Here is a 16,687-nt window from a genome sequence, read left to right as displayed (position 1 = left end):
TCTTAATCTTTGAATTTAGAGAAGGGCGGAAAATTTGTTTTGAAAACGACGTTATTTATTAGCACGATCGTGTTAGCCATCATCTTAATTATCGGAGGGCATTACTATTATCAACAGAAGCTTCAAACGATTGCCGATGACGCCAATCAAACAGATGTAGATGTGAACGAAGAAATACGTGATAACGAGCAACCAAGTAATGAGGATGAAGCATTAGACAATGACGATTCATCCGAGGACTCAAGCAAGCAATTAACACCTACCTCAGCTAGCGGGATGCTTAGCGAATGGATCGAACAATATGGTGAGGACGGTACATTAAAAATAGCCGTATTAGGCTCGACATCCATTACACTTGATAACACAGAAGCATCATGGCCTAATTTATTAGCTAGCTCCTTACAAGGCCATGCTGAGGACGTTCAAATAACGATGGACATTGTCGATGTAGATCGCTTGAATACATTTGAAGTAGCAGAAAGTGATCACATTGATGCCGTTATGAATCTCCAACCAGATGTCCTTTTTATTGAACCATTTTTGTTAAATGATAATGGGTTGTTAATGAAAGAGGACTCGATTGAAATGCTCGGAAGAATCTTATCTTCTATTGAAGTAGGGTTAGAAGAGACTGAAATCATTTTAATGCCTGGGAATCCACTCTATGGTGCTGAATATTATTTACAGCAAAACGAGGCATTGGAACAATTCGCTGCACAGGAAGGCTATTTATTTGTTGATTATTGGTTCGCTTGGCCAGCAACGGATGATCCTGATTTACAAAACTATATTGATAGTGCTCGTCCGAATGAACAAGGCCACCAAGTTTGGGCTGAGGCATTATATGAGTTGCTTACTAATTAAAGAAAGCCTCCCATACGTAGTAAAGAAAGCGCAGAAAAGGTAACACCAGACTCTGCGCTTTCTTTATTATAATATCCCACTTAACATCTTCACCCATCCAAACAGTGACAGCCACAACGGTAAGCTTAATAATGTCCCCCACAAGAGCCCCTTTACCATATTATGATCTTCGTGCATAGACCCTCTCCTCCTTTATGAACAAGTATGATCAAGGAAAGAGAGACATATACGGCATGAAAAGAAACCATTCTTTAGGAGCACATATCATTAATGGAGGGAATAATACACTCAGCCTGTCTTGAAGGGATTGTCGAGATGGACGAGACCTATTTCCTCTATTCAATGGCGTGGCTGCAAAGTACCTCGACCATTATTTGAGTTGGTTTCGATTCCTCAATAGCATCAGACAACGCAACAACGATGCAACCGTCAGCAAAATGATAATAGAAAGTTGTTTATTCTCAACAGTCGAAACCTATGATAAACCGATATTACCATAATTTCCTAAATGGAAGTCTGCGTTGTTCAAGAAAGGGGCGATTTTCTTGAAGTTGATTGGGTCACATTTACTCGCGTTAACCTTCTCGGTTTGTGGTCCGATATAGAAAAAAATTTCTGTCTCTTATTTGAGGAGAAGCCAACTTCCCTTTTGGCACTAGACAAAGCGGACGGGATGGGAGGGCCGACTCCTGCAGGAGGATGAAATCCACCGGCGAGCCGGTTAGTTCAACGCCCTCCTGCGGAAAGCGTGCCCCCCATCCCGGTAGCGTGGTCGGAGGACGATTTCCTGGCAATAAAAAAGCCTGTCGACTGTCTCGCTTTTGCGAGACTTTGTCGACAGGCTGGAAACTTCTAAAAATAGAAATTCTCTTTATTTTCGTTAAAAATCAACAATATTATTTAACACAGCCTAAATTTTAAGTACATAAAGTTAAGTGTTATTTCTTACTGCGTACGTGGAATCTTCTGTTCACATAAATCAATCATTTCAGCTAAAAAGTCCGGCTTCTCTAATTGAGTCCACGGAATCTCAAGCCCTCTACCAGGTGCATGAGCCTTACCATAGTATTGATCGTCATCATTTGTTGAAATGTATATGTCCCAGCTCCATCGTTCCGTTTGATGCTTTTTAGGGTTAATATCAATTTCAGCTAAATAATATTTATTTACTCTAGCACTGTTTTTAACGTTTCTTTCCATCATGACTCTCCTTTTCATTTTTAAAATGTAATCAGCAAGTTCATTATTATTATGTATATTGTACGACGTCTATGACAGATTATCCTCTTTTTGGTTAGGTAATCTTTCGCCCTTTTTTTACATAGGTTTGGATTCTTACATTAGAATTACAGATTGACATTATTCTAGAAAAATGATAGTTTGATAAAGACTTTCACATATTAGCGATTTATCAAACTAAAGGATTTTGGAGATGATACACCATGAATGCTGTCTTAATAGCTGTTTTAATTATGCTTATTCTTAGTTTATCAAAAGTACACGTAGTCCTTGCATTAGCGATCGGTGCACTTGTTGGTGGTCTTATTGGCGGATTAGGCTTTGAACATACAATGGCTACCTTCAATGAAGGGTTAGGTGGAGGAGCTTCTGTCGCATTAAGCTATGCATTGCTAGGAGCTTTCGCTGTTGCTGTTGCTCGAACTGGCTTACCTAATGTCATGGTGAAGTTCGTTATCCGCTTAGTGGGAACAAAAAATGATTCGCAAAAAGCCGCATTATCAAAGGCACTTATTTTTTTCTTATTAACATTTGTTGCATGCCTTTCTCAAAACGCTGTCCCGATTCATATTGCCTTTATTCCGATTCTCATTCCACCTATTCTGCAAATTCTAAATGAATTAGGAGTGGACCGACGTGCAATAGCTACAATTTTAACATTCGGATTAACAGCTCCTTATATTTTCTTGCCATATGGTTTCGGGGCGCTTTTCCACGAAATTATTGCCGACAATATGAATGAAAATCAATTAACGATTGCCTTATCAGACGTTCCAACTGCGATGCTGTTACCAACGATAGGTCTTGTCGTCGGTTTACTCATTGCCGTCCTGTTCACTTACCGAAAAAAACGAGTCTATGAGAACAAGCCTGTGATTGGCTCATCTGAAACAAACCAAGATTATACTAAGTGGTCTGTCATTTCAGCTGTTGCTGCCATTCTTGTGACATTGGTCGTTCAGACGGCTTTTGAGTCAATGATTGCGGCTGCATTATCAGGGTTAATCGTCTTATTTGCTACACGCTCTTTGAAATGGAAGGAAGCGGACGGAGTTGTAACAGAAGGAATGAAAATGATGGCTTTCATCGGTTTTGTTATGTTAACAGCTTCGGGTTTCGCTGCTGTTATCCGTGAAACTGGTCACGTTGATTTGCTCGTCACTCAAGCTACAAATATGATCGGTGACAATCAAGCCGCAGCTGCTCTTCTCATGCTTATCATAGGTTTGTTCATCACAATGGGCATTGGTTCATCTTTTGCGACAATCCCAATTATCGCAACACTGTTTGTTCCATTAGGAATAGCTGCTGGTTTTTCGCCATTAGCGATTATTGCTTTAATCGGAACAGCTGGTGCACTTGGTGATGCTGGTGCTCCTGCATCTGATAGTACACTCGGACCAACAGCTGGTTTAAACGCCGATGGACAGCATAATCATATTTGGGATACATGCGTCCCAACCTTCATACACTTTAATATCCCATTGCTATTATTTGGTTGGCTCGCAGCAATGGTGTTATAAGTCAGACTTGAATTAAAGCAATGATCCATATATTCAACTAGTTTCCTTGCCTTTCTCCATTCCAATCATAACAAAAACAAGCACAGCCGGTATTATCGCTCTGTGCTTGTTTCTTATTTTACTGCTATTCAACTGTTAACGTCGTTGATACTTCAATTTCAAACGTATCTCCTTGCTCTAACTCAATCGACACACCTTCATTTGAGACGATGTTTTCATACTTGGTTGTACCGTCTGGACCTCTAATGCTTAGCAAGCCTTCAGCACCATCAGCTTGAGCCAAATAGCTTCCACTCGGTAAGTCTGCTCCAATAATATAATAACCTTGGTCTAGCGTAATCGATCCATCAATCCCCTCGACAGGCTCTTCAGCAGACTCTTCTTCTTGTCCATTTTCACCATTATCTCCATTTGGATCTGATTCATCATTCGACTCAGAATCACCTCCTGGTTCTTCTAATTCTTGGCGAAGCTGCTCAACCTCTTCTACTAGCTGTTCGTATTCAAGCTCCTTTTCTTCGATTTTCTCAAGTAACTCTTCATACTCAGCCTCTAATTGCTCAATGTCTATATCGTTGTCTTCTTGGCTGCAGCCTACTACTATAAAAGATACAAATAACAATGTAAAAATCCACTTTTTCATCGGTATCACTCCTCGTTGTCTACACTCATTGTTCGAGGTCATTCAAAAAGGGAAAAACACCCTTTATTGAACAGCCTCTATAAGCATTTATTATTTTATACCCATTTTTACGATTTTTTAAGCTAAATCGACATTATGATACACTTGCTTCACATCTTCCAAATCTTCTAGTACATCAATTAATTTCTCTAACTGCGTTTGATCATCTGCCTCTAATGATACTTCACTTTGCGGGAGCATCGTTAACTCAGCAACAGTAAACTCTGTAACCCCGTCTTGCCTAAAAGCCTCTTGTACAGCATGAAATTGCTCAGGCTCAGCATATACAATGACAGCCTCATCTTCTACAAACAAATCTCTCACTTCAACATCCGCTTCCATTAAAAGCTCTAGCACTTCCTCTTCATTCTTCTGATCAACTCCAATAACAGCTGTCGCATCAAACATATAGGCAACAGAACCACTCACACCCATGTTCCCACCATTTTTACCGAAGGCAGCACGAACTTCTGAGGCCGTCCTATTCACATTATTTGTTAATGCATCGACAATAATCATCGAGCCATTAGGGCCGAAGCCTTCATAACGAAGCTCATCGTAGTTTTCCTCTTCGCCACCTTTCGCCTTTTCAATAGCACGATCTATGATTGCTTTTGGAACATTATACGTTTTCGCACGTTCTAGAACGACCTTTAGCGCTTGATTCAACTCCGGATCTGGCTCACCTTGCTTCGCGACGACATATATTTCACGGCCAAATTTTGCATAAATTCGACTCGTATTTGCATCCTTAGAAGCCTTCTTTTCCTTAATATTATTCCATTTACGACCCATCCTACCCACTCACCTTCATTTCTTTTGATTCGTATTTTCTTCTTATAGTATACCGCACAAACAGACTGTGAATCGAGTGTTAATCATTCAACAACATTTCTCTCATAACACTCGTGTCTTCCTCTGAGGTCACATAAGCTGTCTCATCGCCAATATAATAGAGAATACTTTTCTCGCCATCCATCCCAATAATGACATGTAACCCATGAGTCGGAAACGTTCCATCTACCTCACTATATTCTATTAACAAGTCAAACTCAGGTTGAACATCGGTCATTTTGATCTCATTCTCTTTTCGTGCTGTTTCAATAATATGCATTAGAGTATCAAGCTCGTCCTGTTCATCGATAAGAATTAGAATATCTTCGTTAATTCCTCCAAATCCCTTCGATTCAGAAATTCCAATCGCAATAACTTCTTCATCCAATAGTGACATAGTTGAATCAGAAGAGAAACACCCACTTAATAAAAAAAGGAAACCTACATGTACTAGTAATTTCTTCACTTGTCATTCACCTCTTTTGATTACTTTACCTAAAACCCTAACTATAATGTAAATTCTTTTATCTAGGTAAGAGAATCATAAGTTAATCAAAAAAATAATAACATACATCGTCTACATGATTCTGTCAAAAATCATCAAAAATGCTATTCAAAGATTAGCCATTATATAAGGTGCCAACAGCATAGTAAAATAGTCCTTTTTTTCTTAAAAAGGATCGATTACCTTCTTTTTTCCTAGTATACTAATTTATATCATACAAAAGTCTAAATCAGTTCATACAGTTAAACACATATTTACAGGGACTAACGCTTAGAATTTTTACCAAACAATGATTATAATAGTGTCTTCTCTGTATGGTGAAATAGACTAATGGGGGCTATTATCGTGTATTTAACACCAGAAGAAATCGCGCAACGGAAGCAGCGCAAGAAATTTTTAGTCACATATGTAGTTGTACCAATGATTGCGATTGCCATTGGTGTAGGTGTTACATTTCTATCCAGCATGCTCTAATTAGCAAGGGCTACATAGTAATAGAGAAAACGTCTAGTGATGAAGTTCGGATCACTAGACGTTTTCTCTCTATTATTGTTCAATTGCTTGCTGCGCATGCTCGGTGCTCTCTATCTTACTTCTCATAAATGTCCAGACTAAGAAAGAGATTTGGGATAGTACAATAATACTCAATAACGTTAATGGCAAGATGGCTAATACAACAAATCCCATCCGATCTGCACTTGAAATCAACCCATTAGAAAACACTCTTGTATACTCAATGAACAACATGATAAACGGAATAAATGCAATAACAGATAAAGCAATAGCTCCCCATAGGGCATAGCCTCTATAACGCTCATACAAAAACAGACTGATGAATAAAAGCAATAACAGCACGACCATTGGCGCAATGAGCGGCACAATTGTATATTCGCCATGTGTAACGATTCTGCGTGCTACAACGTAAATCCACACTAATGATAGTAACATGCATACATTAGCAACATACGAGATCACAGACGAATATTCTGATAGTTTACGCACTCTAGAAGTCGACCGTAACTCTTCTGCTTGCTCTTCCTCACTCGATTCCTCCTGCACAGTTCCTACATTAACTAACTCAAGATCCAATCCACAGGAAACACAATATTTCGCTCCTTCTTCTTTTTTTGCACCACATGTCGGGCAAAAATTTATGACCATAAGCATAACCTCACATTGTATTAATTTACTACTAGGGCTACTTTTTTCCTTCATTCTATTATACTATATAACAAGGTTAGTTGATAAAATAAGTAGGAAAAAGTGGAAAATAGTAAAAAAGTAGGATGAGTATTATCTTATGAGGAGGCCGTGTCATGAACTTGAACCACATTCATCATGTAGCCATTATTTGTTCTGATTATCAAAAGTCTAAACATTTCTACACAAAGGTTCTTAATTTACCTATTATAAAAGAAACGTATCGTGAGGAGCGTGATTCCTATAAGCTTGACTTAGCTGTAGGTGCGCACAATCAAATTGAGCTTTTTTCCTTTCCAAACAGTCCTAAACGCCTTAGCTATCCCGAGGCTCAAGGGTTACGACATCTAGCTTTTTTAGTTCAAAATGTGGAAGAAGCAAAGGCTGAGCTTGAGTTCAATGGAATTTCAGTTGAGCCTATTCGTTTAGATGATACAACAGGAAAACGTTTTACTTTCTTTCCAGACCCAGACGGCTTACCTATTGAGTTGTATGAGCAATGAATTAGTTCAGCATGAAACAACATCATGTTAAAGCAACAATCCCTTTGTGATTGGAGTGCTGTCAAAAGTCGCTTTGAAGAGCGTAGCGGATAAAAAGCAAAGGTGAGACCCCGCGCCGTAGCACTGAAAAAGCAACAACCAAAGCGATCTTTCTTTGTATCAAGCGGAACGTCATTCCGTTAAAATAGCTAGATATAGCATTTTTCAGTACGAAGTGGAACGTCATTCCGCTAATAGGCCAAAATAAGAGCAAAGCGAAGCGCAACAGGTTAAATAGCGGAACGAGGATCCGAAATGTCCGTCATATAGTCTTTATAAAGGAAATAACGGAATGACGTTCCATCAAAAAGAATGAAAATAACTTCGTGTGAGGAGTGAACTCAATAAAGAAAAGATCGTTACAAAGGTACTGAAAAAGTGAATTTGTACTTTTTCAGTGCCTTCGCCGTTACCGCGAGAAGACTCACTAGTTTCCCGCGGAAAGCAAAGGATATTTCAGGTGCGGTGAACGTGCACTCTGTGTATTTGTTCTGCTGCTCATTTATGGCTTGAAGAGCTAACTATGCAAATACTTCAACCCATTACTGCCTATTAAGCTCGTGAGCTTTTTCTACCTCACTCTTCCTTTTTCTCATCACTTGCCATACCATTAACACTCCAAACAGGAAAACCCCAATGATATCTGTCATACTCGATCCGTGAATAAAGACAAGTGCTGTCACAAGGGCAAGCAGTCGTTCAATAATCGTTAGTCGCACAAGTAAATAGTTTTGAATGAACATAACAAATGCCAATATACCAACGAGTGCAGTTAAAATATATTGGGCTATTTCCAACCAACTATACATACCTGCTTGTTCTGGCAAAAGTAAAATAGCTGTATTCATCGTAAATACAAAGGGTAATAACAGAGCGCCAGAGTCGAACTTAAACCCTTGTATCCCGGTTCGAATCGGCTCTGATTTCGCAATTCCCGAAACAGCATATGCAGGCAGATTAATCGGTGGAGTGTCATCAGCTAGTATTCCATAGTAAAGGACAAAGAGATGCGCTGCCATAATCGGCACCCCCATTTGTACAAGTGCCGGGGCAACCATCGCTGCTAAAATGACATATGTAGCAGTCGTCGGTAACCCTAATCCTAAAATTAAACACGCTATTAATGTAAATACAAGCGCAAGTATTAAGTGTTCACCAGCAAAGTTTACAATAATCGTTGGTAGCTTCGCTGACAAGCCAGTCAAATTAATCACTCCAATTAAAATCCCAGCTGTTGCACAAGCAACGACAACCGTTAAAGAGTTTCGTGCCGCCATTTCTAAACCAGAAATAAGCTCTCTTAATCCAAAGCGTACAGGAGCTGATTGTACATGAAAGCTACGCTGTAACAATACAACCATAAGCGCAACGATAATTCCAATCGTCACCATCACCGCAACCTCTAATCGCCATGCAAAGAAATAATGTAAGGCAAACGCGATAACAGCGACTCCCCCTGCAACGAGCATACCTGCACCAAATCGTTCCCTTAATCGATGTGTGAAGCTTGCTAGCACAAGTAACAATATAATCGCAAAAAAAGCGGCATTGGGTACTGTGTTTCCTTGTACTAAAAAGTATACAAGCACGATAACAGGTAAAATTAAATAGCCATGTTGGATGAGCGTTTTCCGTCCAGAAACAAGCGCTTCCTTTGGCAATCCTTTAATGTGATGTTTCGATGCTTCTAAATGAACCATAAACAAAATCGCGATATAGCTTAATATTGCTGGAATGGCAGCAGATTTAATAATTTCCGCATACGTATATGGTGTGTATTCAATCATCAGAAAGGCTGCAGCCCCCATAATGGGCGGCAGGAGCTGACCACTTGACGATGCAGCTACTTCAATTCCACCTGACACCTGTGGCTTAAAGCCAACTTTTTTCATTAATGGAATCGTAAATGTTCCTGTTGTTACAGCATTTGCAACGGAGCTGCCTGATATAGAGCCGAGCATTCCTGAAGAGACGACAGCCGCTTTCGCTGGGCCTCCTTTATACTTTCCAAATGCTCGTAAAGCAAGGTCAATAAACATCTTTCCTGCACCTGTCGCTTCTAATATGGCTCCAAATAAGATGAAGATAAACACATATGTTGCCGAAACGGATAACGGTGTACTGAAAATACCAGATGTCGTATAGCCCATTTCATAAATAAATTGCTGAAAATTAGCACGTGTATGGCGAAAAGGCGGACTAAGAAAGCCACCGATGAAGAAATACGTCATAAATACACAAGCAATAATGACGAGGGGCTTACCAACGACTCGCCGTGTAGCTTCTATCACTAAAAGCAGTAAGACAATTCCAACAAGTAAATCGATGAACGTCATACGTCCAGATAATATCGAAGGTGATGTTTGATTGGCATATAAATAATATCCTACGACAATCGCTATACCTGCAATGACAAAGTCATATGTCGCTATCCGCTGTTGGTTAAGCCCTTTTTTTATTGGAAAAATAAGAAAGACAAGTGCTAATCCTAACGACAAGTGAATGATCATATGCGACCTTGTTCCAACACCAGGCATTAAGCCGAATCCAGCTGTATATAGGTGATAAATCGACATGACCACTGCAATAACTAATATAAGCAACGCCATCCAACCTCTGACCACTCGATCGCTTCCAGCGAGCTCATTGACTTTTTGATTAGCTGTTTGATCACGCTCCAACTTAATCCCTCCTCTCATTGACGGACGATTCGAATGCGAAGCTTATGACCTTCATAAGCTGTTAAATCTACAGTATGCTCTTTAAGATAAAAGGAATGTGGAAACAAAGATGATGGCATAATCGTTAACGCTTCTACCTCTCGTTCCTCCTCAATCACATAAAACCCATCGATATACAACAGCTTGTCTTTGCGCTCATATGGGAGTCCTGCTCCAAAAGATTGTACCCAGCTTTCGATTGCCACCATATTTCTTTCAGCATTCATCTTGTAATACTCACGGACAGGAGATAATGAGACAGAATGAATATACTCGTGATAAAACGTCTCTCCTGCCTGAATCGGCTCCTCCCATATAACCTTTCCTTCCATCTGATCATATAGCTGCAAATATTCAGTAGCTGTCATATAGCCGATTAATTGCCAAATGAGGAGGGTAAACAAAAAGGCAGCGCCGAAACGCCAAGCCTTTTCGCTTCCCCTTCTAAGTTTATTGTTCATCGAAATAACGTTGAGCTCCTGGATGAATCGTAATCGGCATCCCATCAAGTGCAGAGTCTAATGTAATATTTGTACCTTGCTGATGCGCATTACTGAACTGGTCCACATTTTCAAACATCGCTTTTGTTATGTCATAGACTAAATCTTCTTGTAAATCCTCATCAACGACTAACATCGCTAAAACCGCTGCAGTTGTGACATCTCCATCCGTACCATATACATTACTTTCCACTACATATTCTGTATAGTATGGATAAGCAGCTGCTAATTCACCAAGCTTTTCAGAGCTAATTTCAACGAGGCGAAGCTCCTTTGTTGCCCTTAATGCCTCAACCGCTCCTGTTGGTAAACCGGCTGTAATGAATGCTGCATCGACATTACCATCTTGAATATTTCCAGCTGCTGTCCCAAAATCCATATATTCTTCTGAAATGTCTTCATACGTAATACCATGAATTTCAAGAATTTGCTTCGCATTTGCTTCTGCACCAGATCCTAGATCACCAACAGCCACTCTCTTTCCTGATAAATCCTCAACGGTCTCAATGCCACTATCTGCTGATGTCACGATTTGAATGACTTCTGGATATAAAGTCGCGATTCCATGAAATCCAGATAACGGCCCTTCCTCCTCGAACATATTGATCCCTTCGCTTGCATAGTACGCAATGTCATTTTGTACGAGCGCCATTTGGGCATCGCCATCAACAAGACCATTAATGTTTACAACTGATGCTCCAGAGGTTACTGATTCGGCATTTACCCCATCAACATGTTCATTAATAATATTGTTAGCTAACGCAGCACCTAACGGAAAATACGTCCCTTGCTCCCCCCCGGTCATAATCGTTACATCTTCAATATCTGAACCACATGCAGCTAGTACAAGAAGAAGCATTGCTCCTGCAACCAATCCTATTTTTTTCACCGTACCATCATCCCCCTTTAAAATTTCTTGTCTCTATCAAAGAACAAACAGAAACAATGTGACGATACAGTATATAATTGCAGTTCCTTGAATATGACAAGTTCACTACATTTGTACTATTCAAAAAAAATGGTATTATAGTATAAAAGGCCTCTTTATTAAATAAAAAAATAAAGATAAAGAGAAAGCAATTATGGAGAGAAATCATATGCTTAGGAGGAAATCATGAATTTACAGAAGAAATTACTATTTTCATTTTTAGGTGTCATCCTAGTATGTCTAGGATTACTTTCGTATGCGATTTATAATTTAACTGAGTTAAATCGTGATGCGAATACCATTTACCATGAGCGACTTGTCCCAACGAAACACCTCGTTGACCTTGCAAGGCTAACAGAAAACACAAACTTTCTAATGGTGCAATCAATTATTAATGAAGATCCTTCATTAACGAATGAAGCGATTCAAAATTTAGATGAGATCAGCATGATTTTAGATGAGTATGTACAAATGCCTTTAACAGCTCATGAAAGAGAGCTTTTTGAACAATTCTCTGAAAGCTGGTCTAGCTTCGAGCGCCGTGTACGAAATAACAGAGGACTCATCTCATCGCAAAGGTATGATGATGCTCGAGAAGGTTTAAATGGAGGTATGCAATTATTTGAGTCGACATCGGCTGATTTAATGGCACTTGTTGAAATCAATGATACAGAAGCAGAACAGCTGCTTAAAACAAATAACTCTTCTTACCAATTAACAGTAGGGTTATCGATTATTTTAACGATTGTGATCGTTTCAGGCTCCGTCATCTATGCGCTGTTCTTTAGTCGATACTTATCGTCCAATTTAAAGAAAATCACACAACGTCTTAACGCGATTGCGATGGGTGATTTAACAGGCGAACCTATGAAACTAAAATCAAAAGATGAGCTTTCTACCCTTGCACAGGGGCTTCATTCGATGCAGGAGCAACTACGTCAGCTTATTCTTAAAACATCTGAAGCCAGTCATCAGGTTTCAGCAAGCTCAGAACAAATGTCTGCTAGCTCGGAGCAAAGCTCGCGTGCATCTGAGCAAATGACCCAGCTTGCCTTGAATACTTCTGAAGGGGCAGATAAACAGCTGCAAAGTATTAATCAAGTGTCTAGCTCCTTAACACAAATGAATGGAAGCCTACAACAAATCGCACATAATAGTCATGAGATGGCATCCTACTCTGAGAAAACAGCAAAGTCGACTGATTACGGTTCTAAGGCCATTCAATTAGTAAATGCGCAAATGAATGCCATCGCTGAATCCATGAATGATACATCTGCTTCCGTCACGAATCTAGGTAAGAAGTCAGCTGAAATCGGTGAAATTATTCACCTCATTACAGGCATTTCAGAACAAACAAACCTACTTGCTTTAAATGCAGCCATCGAGGCAGCTCGTGCTGGTGAACATGGAAAGGGCTTTGCTGTCGTAGCCGATGAAGTACGGAAGCTTGCCGAAGAATCTGGAAAGTCAGCAAATAAAATCTATGAAATGATCTCTAATATGCAAGAGGAAACCGACCGAGTTGTAAGCTCTATGGAAAGCGGAAATGAACGCTTTAGCAAAGGTGTTGCTGCAACAGATCAAGTTACAAACACATTCAGCGATATTAAGGCAAGCGTCGAAATCGTCACAGCAAAAGTACAGGAAGTTTCAGCATCTATTCAAGAAATGACAAGTGTTAGTGAATACGTGCTTACTTCAGTTGAATCGATCCAACAAATCGCAGAATCAAATGTTGAATCGAGCCAAGAAAATTCCGCTTCTTCTCAACAGCAATTGGCTACAATGGAAGAAATCGCATCATCGGCAAGCTCACTCGCTCACTTAGCTGAAGAATTACAACAATCTATTCAAAAATTTAACGTATAACTTTTGTACGAATCGTTATACGTTCCCTATCTAGGTTAGGATAAAAATGGAGCGAGGTATACGAGGGCCCCAAAAAAGTTAAAAACCAAACTTTTTTGGGGCCTTTAGGTATACATTTCTTTCATAATAAATAAGCCAGCACAAGAATTTATATAAATATACTCCGAACATATCATTGACCCCAAATGCTAAAAAGCTCTCTACACTCTATAATATTGAATCATTCAACAATGAAATAATTAACTGTATAATTCCAAAATCATCCTAGCTTTTTTAAATCCGAGCCCCATACCTTAATATAATAAGCACCATAATCATCTTTCAATAATTTTATACCAACTAAACTTAACGGTGTCCATATACTTTTCAAGCGCACTAATGGCAAATTTATCACCTCCTAAAATAAGATTCATCGCTCTTACTACTACAAAGGTACCATCGTTCTTTATGAAGAACAATAGGTTGAATTTGACTATTTTTGTCGATAATAGAACACCACTAGCCACAATAGAAAAGCGCTTATACAATGATTGATAAAGCGTCCTTTCATTAACTCCACTAGTAATACACACTCTTTTACGTTCTTTATAATGAACTCATTATTGTTGAACGTTCAAATTATTCGACTTATCCATCTAATAAGTATGGCTGTTCGACACAACTAATGATCGTAATAAACTAATAGGTCCATTGTCTCCTTATTACACAAATCGCCGATATATACCTTTTCAAAATTACGTCGTGTCTAAATAAAAAAGTGCCTATTCAGGTAACACAACCTGAACAGGCACACTCTATACCATTTATTGTACTTCTGTTGAACCGATGACCGGAACACGAAAGCGATACCCAACATGCTTAACCGTTTCGATATACGTTGGCTTCGTTCGTTTCGGTTCAATCTTTCTCCTTAGCTTGCTGACATACGTATCAATAATACGCTCATCACTTGAATCGCATATTTCTAATAGCTCTGCACGTGTTAATACTCTATCTTTGTTTTCATAAAAAAACAGTAACAGTTTCATCTCTCTTCCACTTAGATCAGACTTACGATTTTGTACTTCTACCCTATAACTTTCAGGGAATATTCTCAGCTTACCAACTGTTAAAGTTCGCTCAGGTCCGATTTCAAAACTTTTCATATTACACAAATAACTTCGACGTACTTGAGCCTTTATTCTTGCTAACAAAACCCGCTCATTAATAGGAAGCGTCACATAGTCGTCCGCTCCTAGTTCATAAGCCACCACCATATCATACTCATCTGTAGAAGAAGAAATAACAGCAATGGGTGTCTGAATATTTTGCATTCTAAATTGCTGACATATATGCCCACCTGTATCCGTAAAGTGATCCTTCATGATGATGATTAAGCTTACATGTTTTATTATGGCATCCCTTAATGCCTGATCAATTGTCTTATCATGATAAAATTTATAATTAGGTAAATGATTTTTTAACATACCCATCAAATCGTTGCCTGCATCTAATAACAAAATAGATTCATTCATGAAGGAACTTCCTAACTTTCCATAGTCATTTTCTTTAAGCTTCCACATTTAAATACTACACAAAAAATATTAAGAAACTGTTAAGAGTTCTTAAAGCTTGTATTGAGTTTTTACTTAAATGATTTATTCCATTTTCTATCCATTTCATTTGAACTAATACAAAAGTCTATATTCCTCCTATCATTCATGACTATTTTCCTGTATACTATACTCGTATTAGTTGTTTCATTGTTAAACAATCTTACATTGTATTAATCAAAAATCACACTGGTCATACAGTGTTTATATAAACAACTTAGACCTAGGAGGCGCAACCATGACCTTTTGTAAAGAATGTGGCACCCAACTAAATGAAGGTGCCGTTTTTTGTGGTGAATGCGGTACATCCGTACAGCCAAACAATGAAGCAACATCTAACGTACAAGCAACTGAAAGTAAATCCTCTTTTTCTTTCCAATCATTTTCAAAAAAGCAAAAAATGATTGGAGGAACCATTCTCGCTGCTATTATTTTATTATTTATTGGCTATCAAGCTGGAGCATCGCTTACCAACCAACATAAAATCGTAGAAAATTTTAAATCTGCGGTTTTATCAGAGGATACAAGTAGAGTCATGTCTTTACTTTATACAAATGACTCACGGATGACGATTGATGAAGCTAGTGTGGACAGTTTAATTACATATTTAAACAACAACCCTTCATACTATGACTTTTTAATGGATCAATTAGAAAGCAAAGCCGACTTTTATGATCAAAATCATCCTGATGACTTTTATTATGAGGATTCATCGATTTTTACATTAGAACAAGTTGGGAGGACAGCTTTCCTCTTTGACCGTTACCGTATCCAAGTGATGCCCTTTTACTTCACCTTATCAACAAACTATGAAGATGCCATCATTACATTAAATGGTGAAGAATTAATGGTCAGTTTCAATGAAGACTTTGAACAAGAGTTCGGTCCATACATGCCAGGTATTTATGAAGTAAGTGCCTCGTATACAGGAGACTATTCGTTATTGGAGAGCTCTAATGAATTACAATTAATTGACCCTAGCTGGAACAACACGTATGTCGACCTTTATTTATATGGAGACTATATTGTCATTGACTCTGATTATGAAGGCTTTGTTGATGATTCGCGGATTTATATTAACGATGAGGATATCGAATTTTCATTAGAGGATCAATATGATGAAGCACTTGGTCCCATTTCCCTTGATGGCAGCTATGAGGTTCATGCTGAACTCGATTTCCCATGGGGAACGATTGTCACAGATAAGCAAGCGATTGATCATAGCTACATTTACTTATCAATTAATCGATTATTAACCGATGATATCGCTGATGATGTGGTTGGAACTGCCTTTAGATTTGCTAAGGAATATGCCAATGCCCGTACGAATAATGATAGCTCTGGCCTTACAACTGTTTCTAGTTCGATTAAGTCAGATATAGAAAATTACTTTGATGAGGAGCGGAAATATTCGCTTAAATTCCTTGAAGCATCCTTCAACCCACATACCGCTTATTTAAGCTACTACGATGAAATGCCTATCGTAAATTTACCTGTTCAATTTGTATATGAAGAGGAATATGAATGGTTTGATGAAATGATGACTGATGAGAAGACCGAATCATTAGAACTATCTTTAGCCTATGATTCATCAGATAATAACTGGATCGTTGTGGGCTACTATTACTCTTATTTTGATCAAAATGATGAGACCGTTCATCGTGACGGTTCTGAATAACAAGGAGGATC

The 16,687-nt window shown here is 38.7% G+C and carries 16 protein-coding genes and 1 pseudogene; 7 read left to right on the top strand and 10 right to left on the bottom strand.

The features are described from left to right. The first annotated feature begins 9 nt into the window (after positions 1–9). Together MW695_RS02475 and MW695_RS02470 are read left to right on the top strand one after the other, a co-directional pair. Positions 10–864 carry an SGNH/GDSL hydrolase family protein gene (locus tag MW695_RS02475; RefSeq protein WP_247102792.1) on the top strand — a complete coding sequence of 285 codons (855 nt, stop codon included), beginning with the start codon at positions 10–12 and terminating at the stop codon, positions 862–864. 338 nt (positions 865–1,202) lie between these two features. After that, a pseudogene (locus tag MW695_RS02470) lies at positions 1,203–1,364 on the top strand (IS1595 family transposase); the annotation flags it as partial. Positions 1,365–1,809: 445 nt separating this feature from the next. Here MW695_RS02470 and MW695_RS02465 read toward each other — a convergent pair. Next, positions 1,810–2,064 carry a hypothetical protein gene (locus tag MW695_RS02465; protein WP_247102790.1) on the bottom strand — a complete coding sequence of 85 codons (255 nt, stop codon included), beginning with the start codon at positions 2,062–2,064 and terminating at the stop codon, positions 1,810–1,812. A gap of 242 nt (positions 2,065–2,306) precedes the next feature. Here MW695_RS02465 and MW695_RS02460 point away from each other — a divergent pair, with 242 nt between their 5' ends. After that, positions 2,307–3,626: a Na+/H+ antiporter family protein gene (locus MW695_RS02460; RefSeq protein WP_247102788.1), complete on the top strand. Its 1,320-nt coding sequence runs from the start codon at positions 2,307–2,309 to the stop codon at positions 3,624–3,626. A 124-nt stretch (positions 3,627–3,750) separates the two neighbouring features. On the opposite strand, the gene MW695_RS02455 is transcribed toward MW695_RS02460, so the two are convergent. The 3 genes from MW695_RS02455 to MW695_RS02445 all read right to left on the bottom strand — a co-directional run bounded on the left by MW695_RS02455 (position 3,751) and on the right by MW695_RS02445 (position 5,608). Beyond that, complete coding sequence (locus tag MW695_RS02455) at positions 3,751–4,269, bottom strand: hypothetical protein (protein ID WP_247102786.1); 519 nt, start codon at positions 4,267–4,269, stop codon at positions 3,751–3,753. A gap of 117 nt (positions 4,270–4,386) precedes the next feature. After that, the gene (locus MW695_RS02450) at positions 4,387–5,103 is read right to left on the bottom strand and encodes a YebC/PmpR family DNA-binding transcriptional regulator (protein ID WP_247102785.1); all 717 of its coding nucleotides are present in this window, start codon (positions 5,101–5,103) and stop codon (positions 4,387–4,389) included. Between the two features lie 79 nt (positions 5,104–5,182). Further along, positions 5,183–5,608, bottom strand: a complete 426-nt coding sequence (locus MW695_RS02445; RefSeq protein WP_247102782.1) for a hypothetical protein — start codon at positions 5,606–5,608, stop codon at positions 5,183–5,185. Between the two features lie 369 nt (positions 5,609–5,977). Here MW695_RS02445 and MW695_RS02440 point away from each other — a divergent pair, with 369 nt between their 5' ends. Continuing rightward, positions 5,978–6,121 (top strand): hypothetical protein, encoded by a 144-nt coding sequence (locus tag MW695_RS02440; RefSeq protein WP_247102779.1) that lies wholly within the window; start codon positions 5,978–5,980, stop codon positions 6,119–6,121. Positions 6,122–6,193: 72 nt separating this feature from the next. On the opposite strand, the gene MW695_RS02435 is transcribed toward MW695_RS02440, so the two are convergent. Then, positions 6,194–6,808 (bottom strand): zinc ribbon domain-containing protein, encoded by a 615-nt coding sequence (locus tag MW695_RS02435; RefSeq protein WP_247102777.1) that lies wholly within the window; start codon positions 6,806–6,808, stop codon positions 6,194–6,196. Between the two features lie 155 nt (positions 6,809–6,963). Here MW695_RS02435 and gloA2 point away from each other — a divergent pair, with 155 nt between their 5' ends. Continuing rightward, on the top strand, positions 6,964–7,350 hold the full coding sequence (gene gloA2 / locus MW695_RS02430; RefSeq protein WP_247102774.1) for an SMU1112c/YaeR family gloxylase I-like metalloprotein: 387 nt from the start codon (positions 6,964–6,966) through the stop codon (positions 7,348–7,350). Positions 7,351–7,931: 581 nt separating this feature from the next. Here gloA2 and MW695_RS02425 read toward each other — a convergent pair. The 3 genes from MW695_RS02425 to MW695_RS02415 are packed head-to-tail and all read right to left on the bottom strand — an operon-like array spanning position 7,932 to position 11,498. Next, entirely contained in the window at positions 7,932–10,070 is a 2,139-nt protein-coding gene (locus tag MW695_RS02425; protein WP_247102771.1) for a TRAP transporter permease, read from the bottom strand. Between the two features lie 14 nt (positions 10,071–10,084). Further along, positions 10,085–10,570 (bottom strand): DUF1850 domain-containing protein, encoded by a 486-nt coding sequence (locus MW695_RS02420; protein ID WP_247102769.1) that lies wholly within the window; start codon positions 10,568–10,570, stop codon positions 10,085–10,087. Next, positions 10,560–11,498: a TAXI family TRAP transporter solute-binding subunit gene (locus tag MW695_RS02415; protein WP_247102767.1), complete on the bottom strand. Its 939-nt coding sequence runs from the start codon at positions 11,496–11,498 to the stop codon at positions 10,560–10,562. Before MW695_RS02415 ends, MW695_RS02420 begins: the two co-directional genes overlap by 11 nt. A gap of 225 nt (positions 11,499–11,723) precedes the next feature. Between MW695_RS02415 and MW695_RS02410 the strand changes: the two genes are divergently transcribed. Next, positions 11,724–13,406 (top strand): methyl-accepting chemotaxis protein, encoded by a 1,683-nt coding sequence (locus MW695_RS02410; RefSeq protein WP_247102765.1) that lies wholly within the window; start codon positions 11,724–11,726, stop codon positions 13,404–13,406. A gap of 259 nt (positions 13,407–13,665) precedes the next feature. Here the strand turns inward: MW695_RS02410 and MW695_RS22620 are convergent, their stop codons facing one another. Both MW695_RS22620 and MW695_RS02405 read right to left on the bottom strand, forming a co-directional pair. Continuing rightward, the gene (locus MW695_RS22620) at positions 13,666–13,791 is read right to left on the bottom strand and encodes a hypothetical protein (protein ID WP_260505822.1); all 126 of its coding nucleotides are present in this window, start codon (positions 13,789–13,791) and stop codon (positions 13,666–13,668) included. A gap of 418 nt (positions 13,792–14,209) precedes the next feature. Next, entirely contained in the window at positions 14,210–14,920 is a 711-nt protein-coding gene (locus MW695_RS02405) for a response regulator transcription factor (RefSeq protein ID WP_247102757.1), read from the bottom strand. Between the two features lie 316 nt (positions 14,921–15,236). Between MW695_RS02405 and MW695_RS02400 the strand changes: the two genes are divergently transcribed. Next, positions 15,237–16,676 carry a zinc ribbon domain-containing protein gene (locus MW695_RS02400; protein WP_247102754.1) on the top strand — a complete coding sequence of 480 codons (1,440 nt, stop codon included), beginning with the start codon at positions 15,237–15,239 and terminating at the stop codon, positions 16,674–16,676. Positions 16,677–16,687 lie beyond the last annotated feature (11 nt).

The organism is Halalkalibacter sp. APA_J-10(15) (assembly GCF_023017105.1).
In the GTDB taxonomy this organism is placed as follows: Bacteria; Bacillota; Bacilli; order Bacillales; family Bacillaceae_D; genus Halalkalibacter.
Note: the sequence above shows the minus strand (reverse complement) of the source record. Positions and strands in the feature narration are given on the sequence as shown.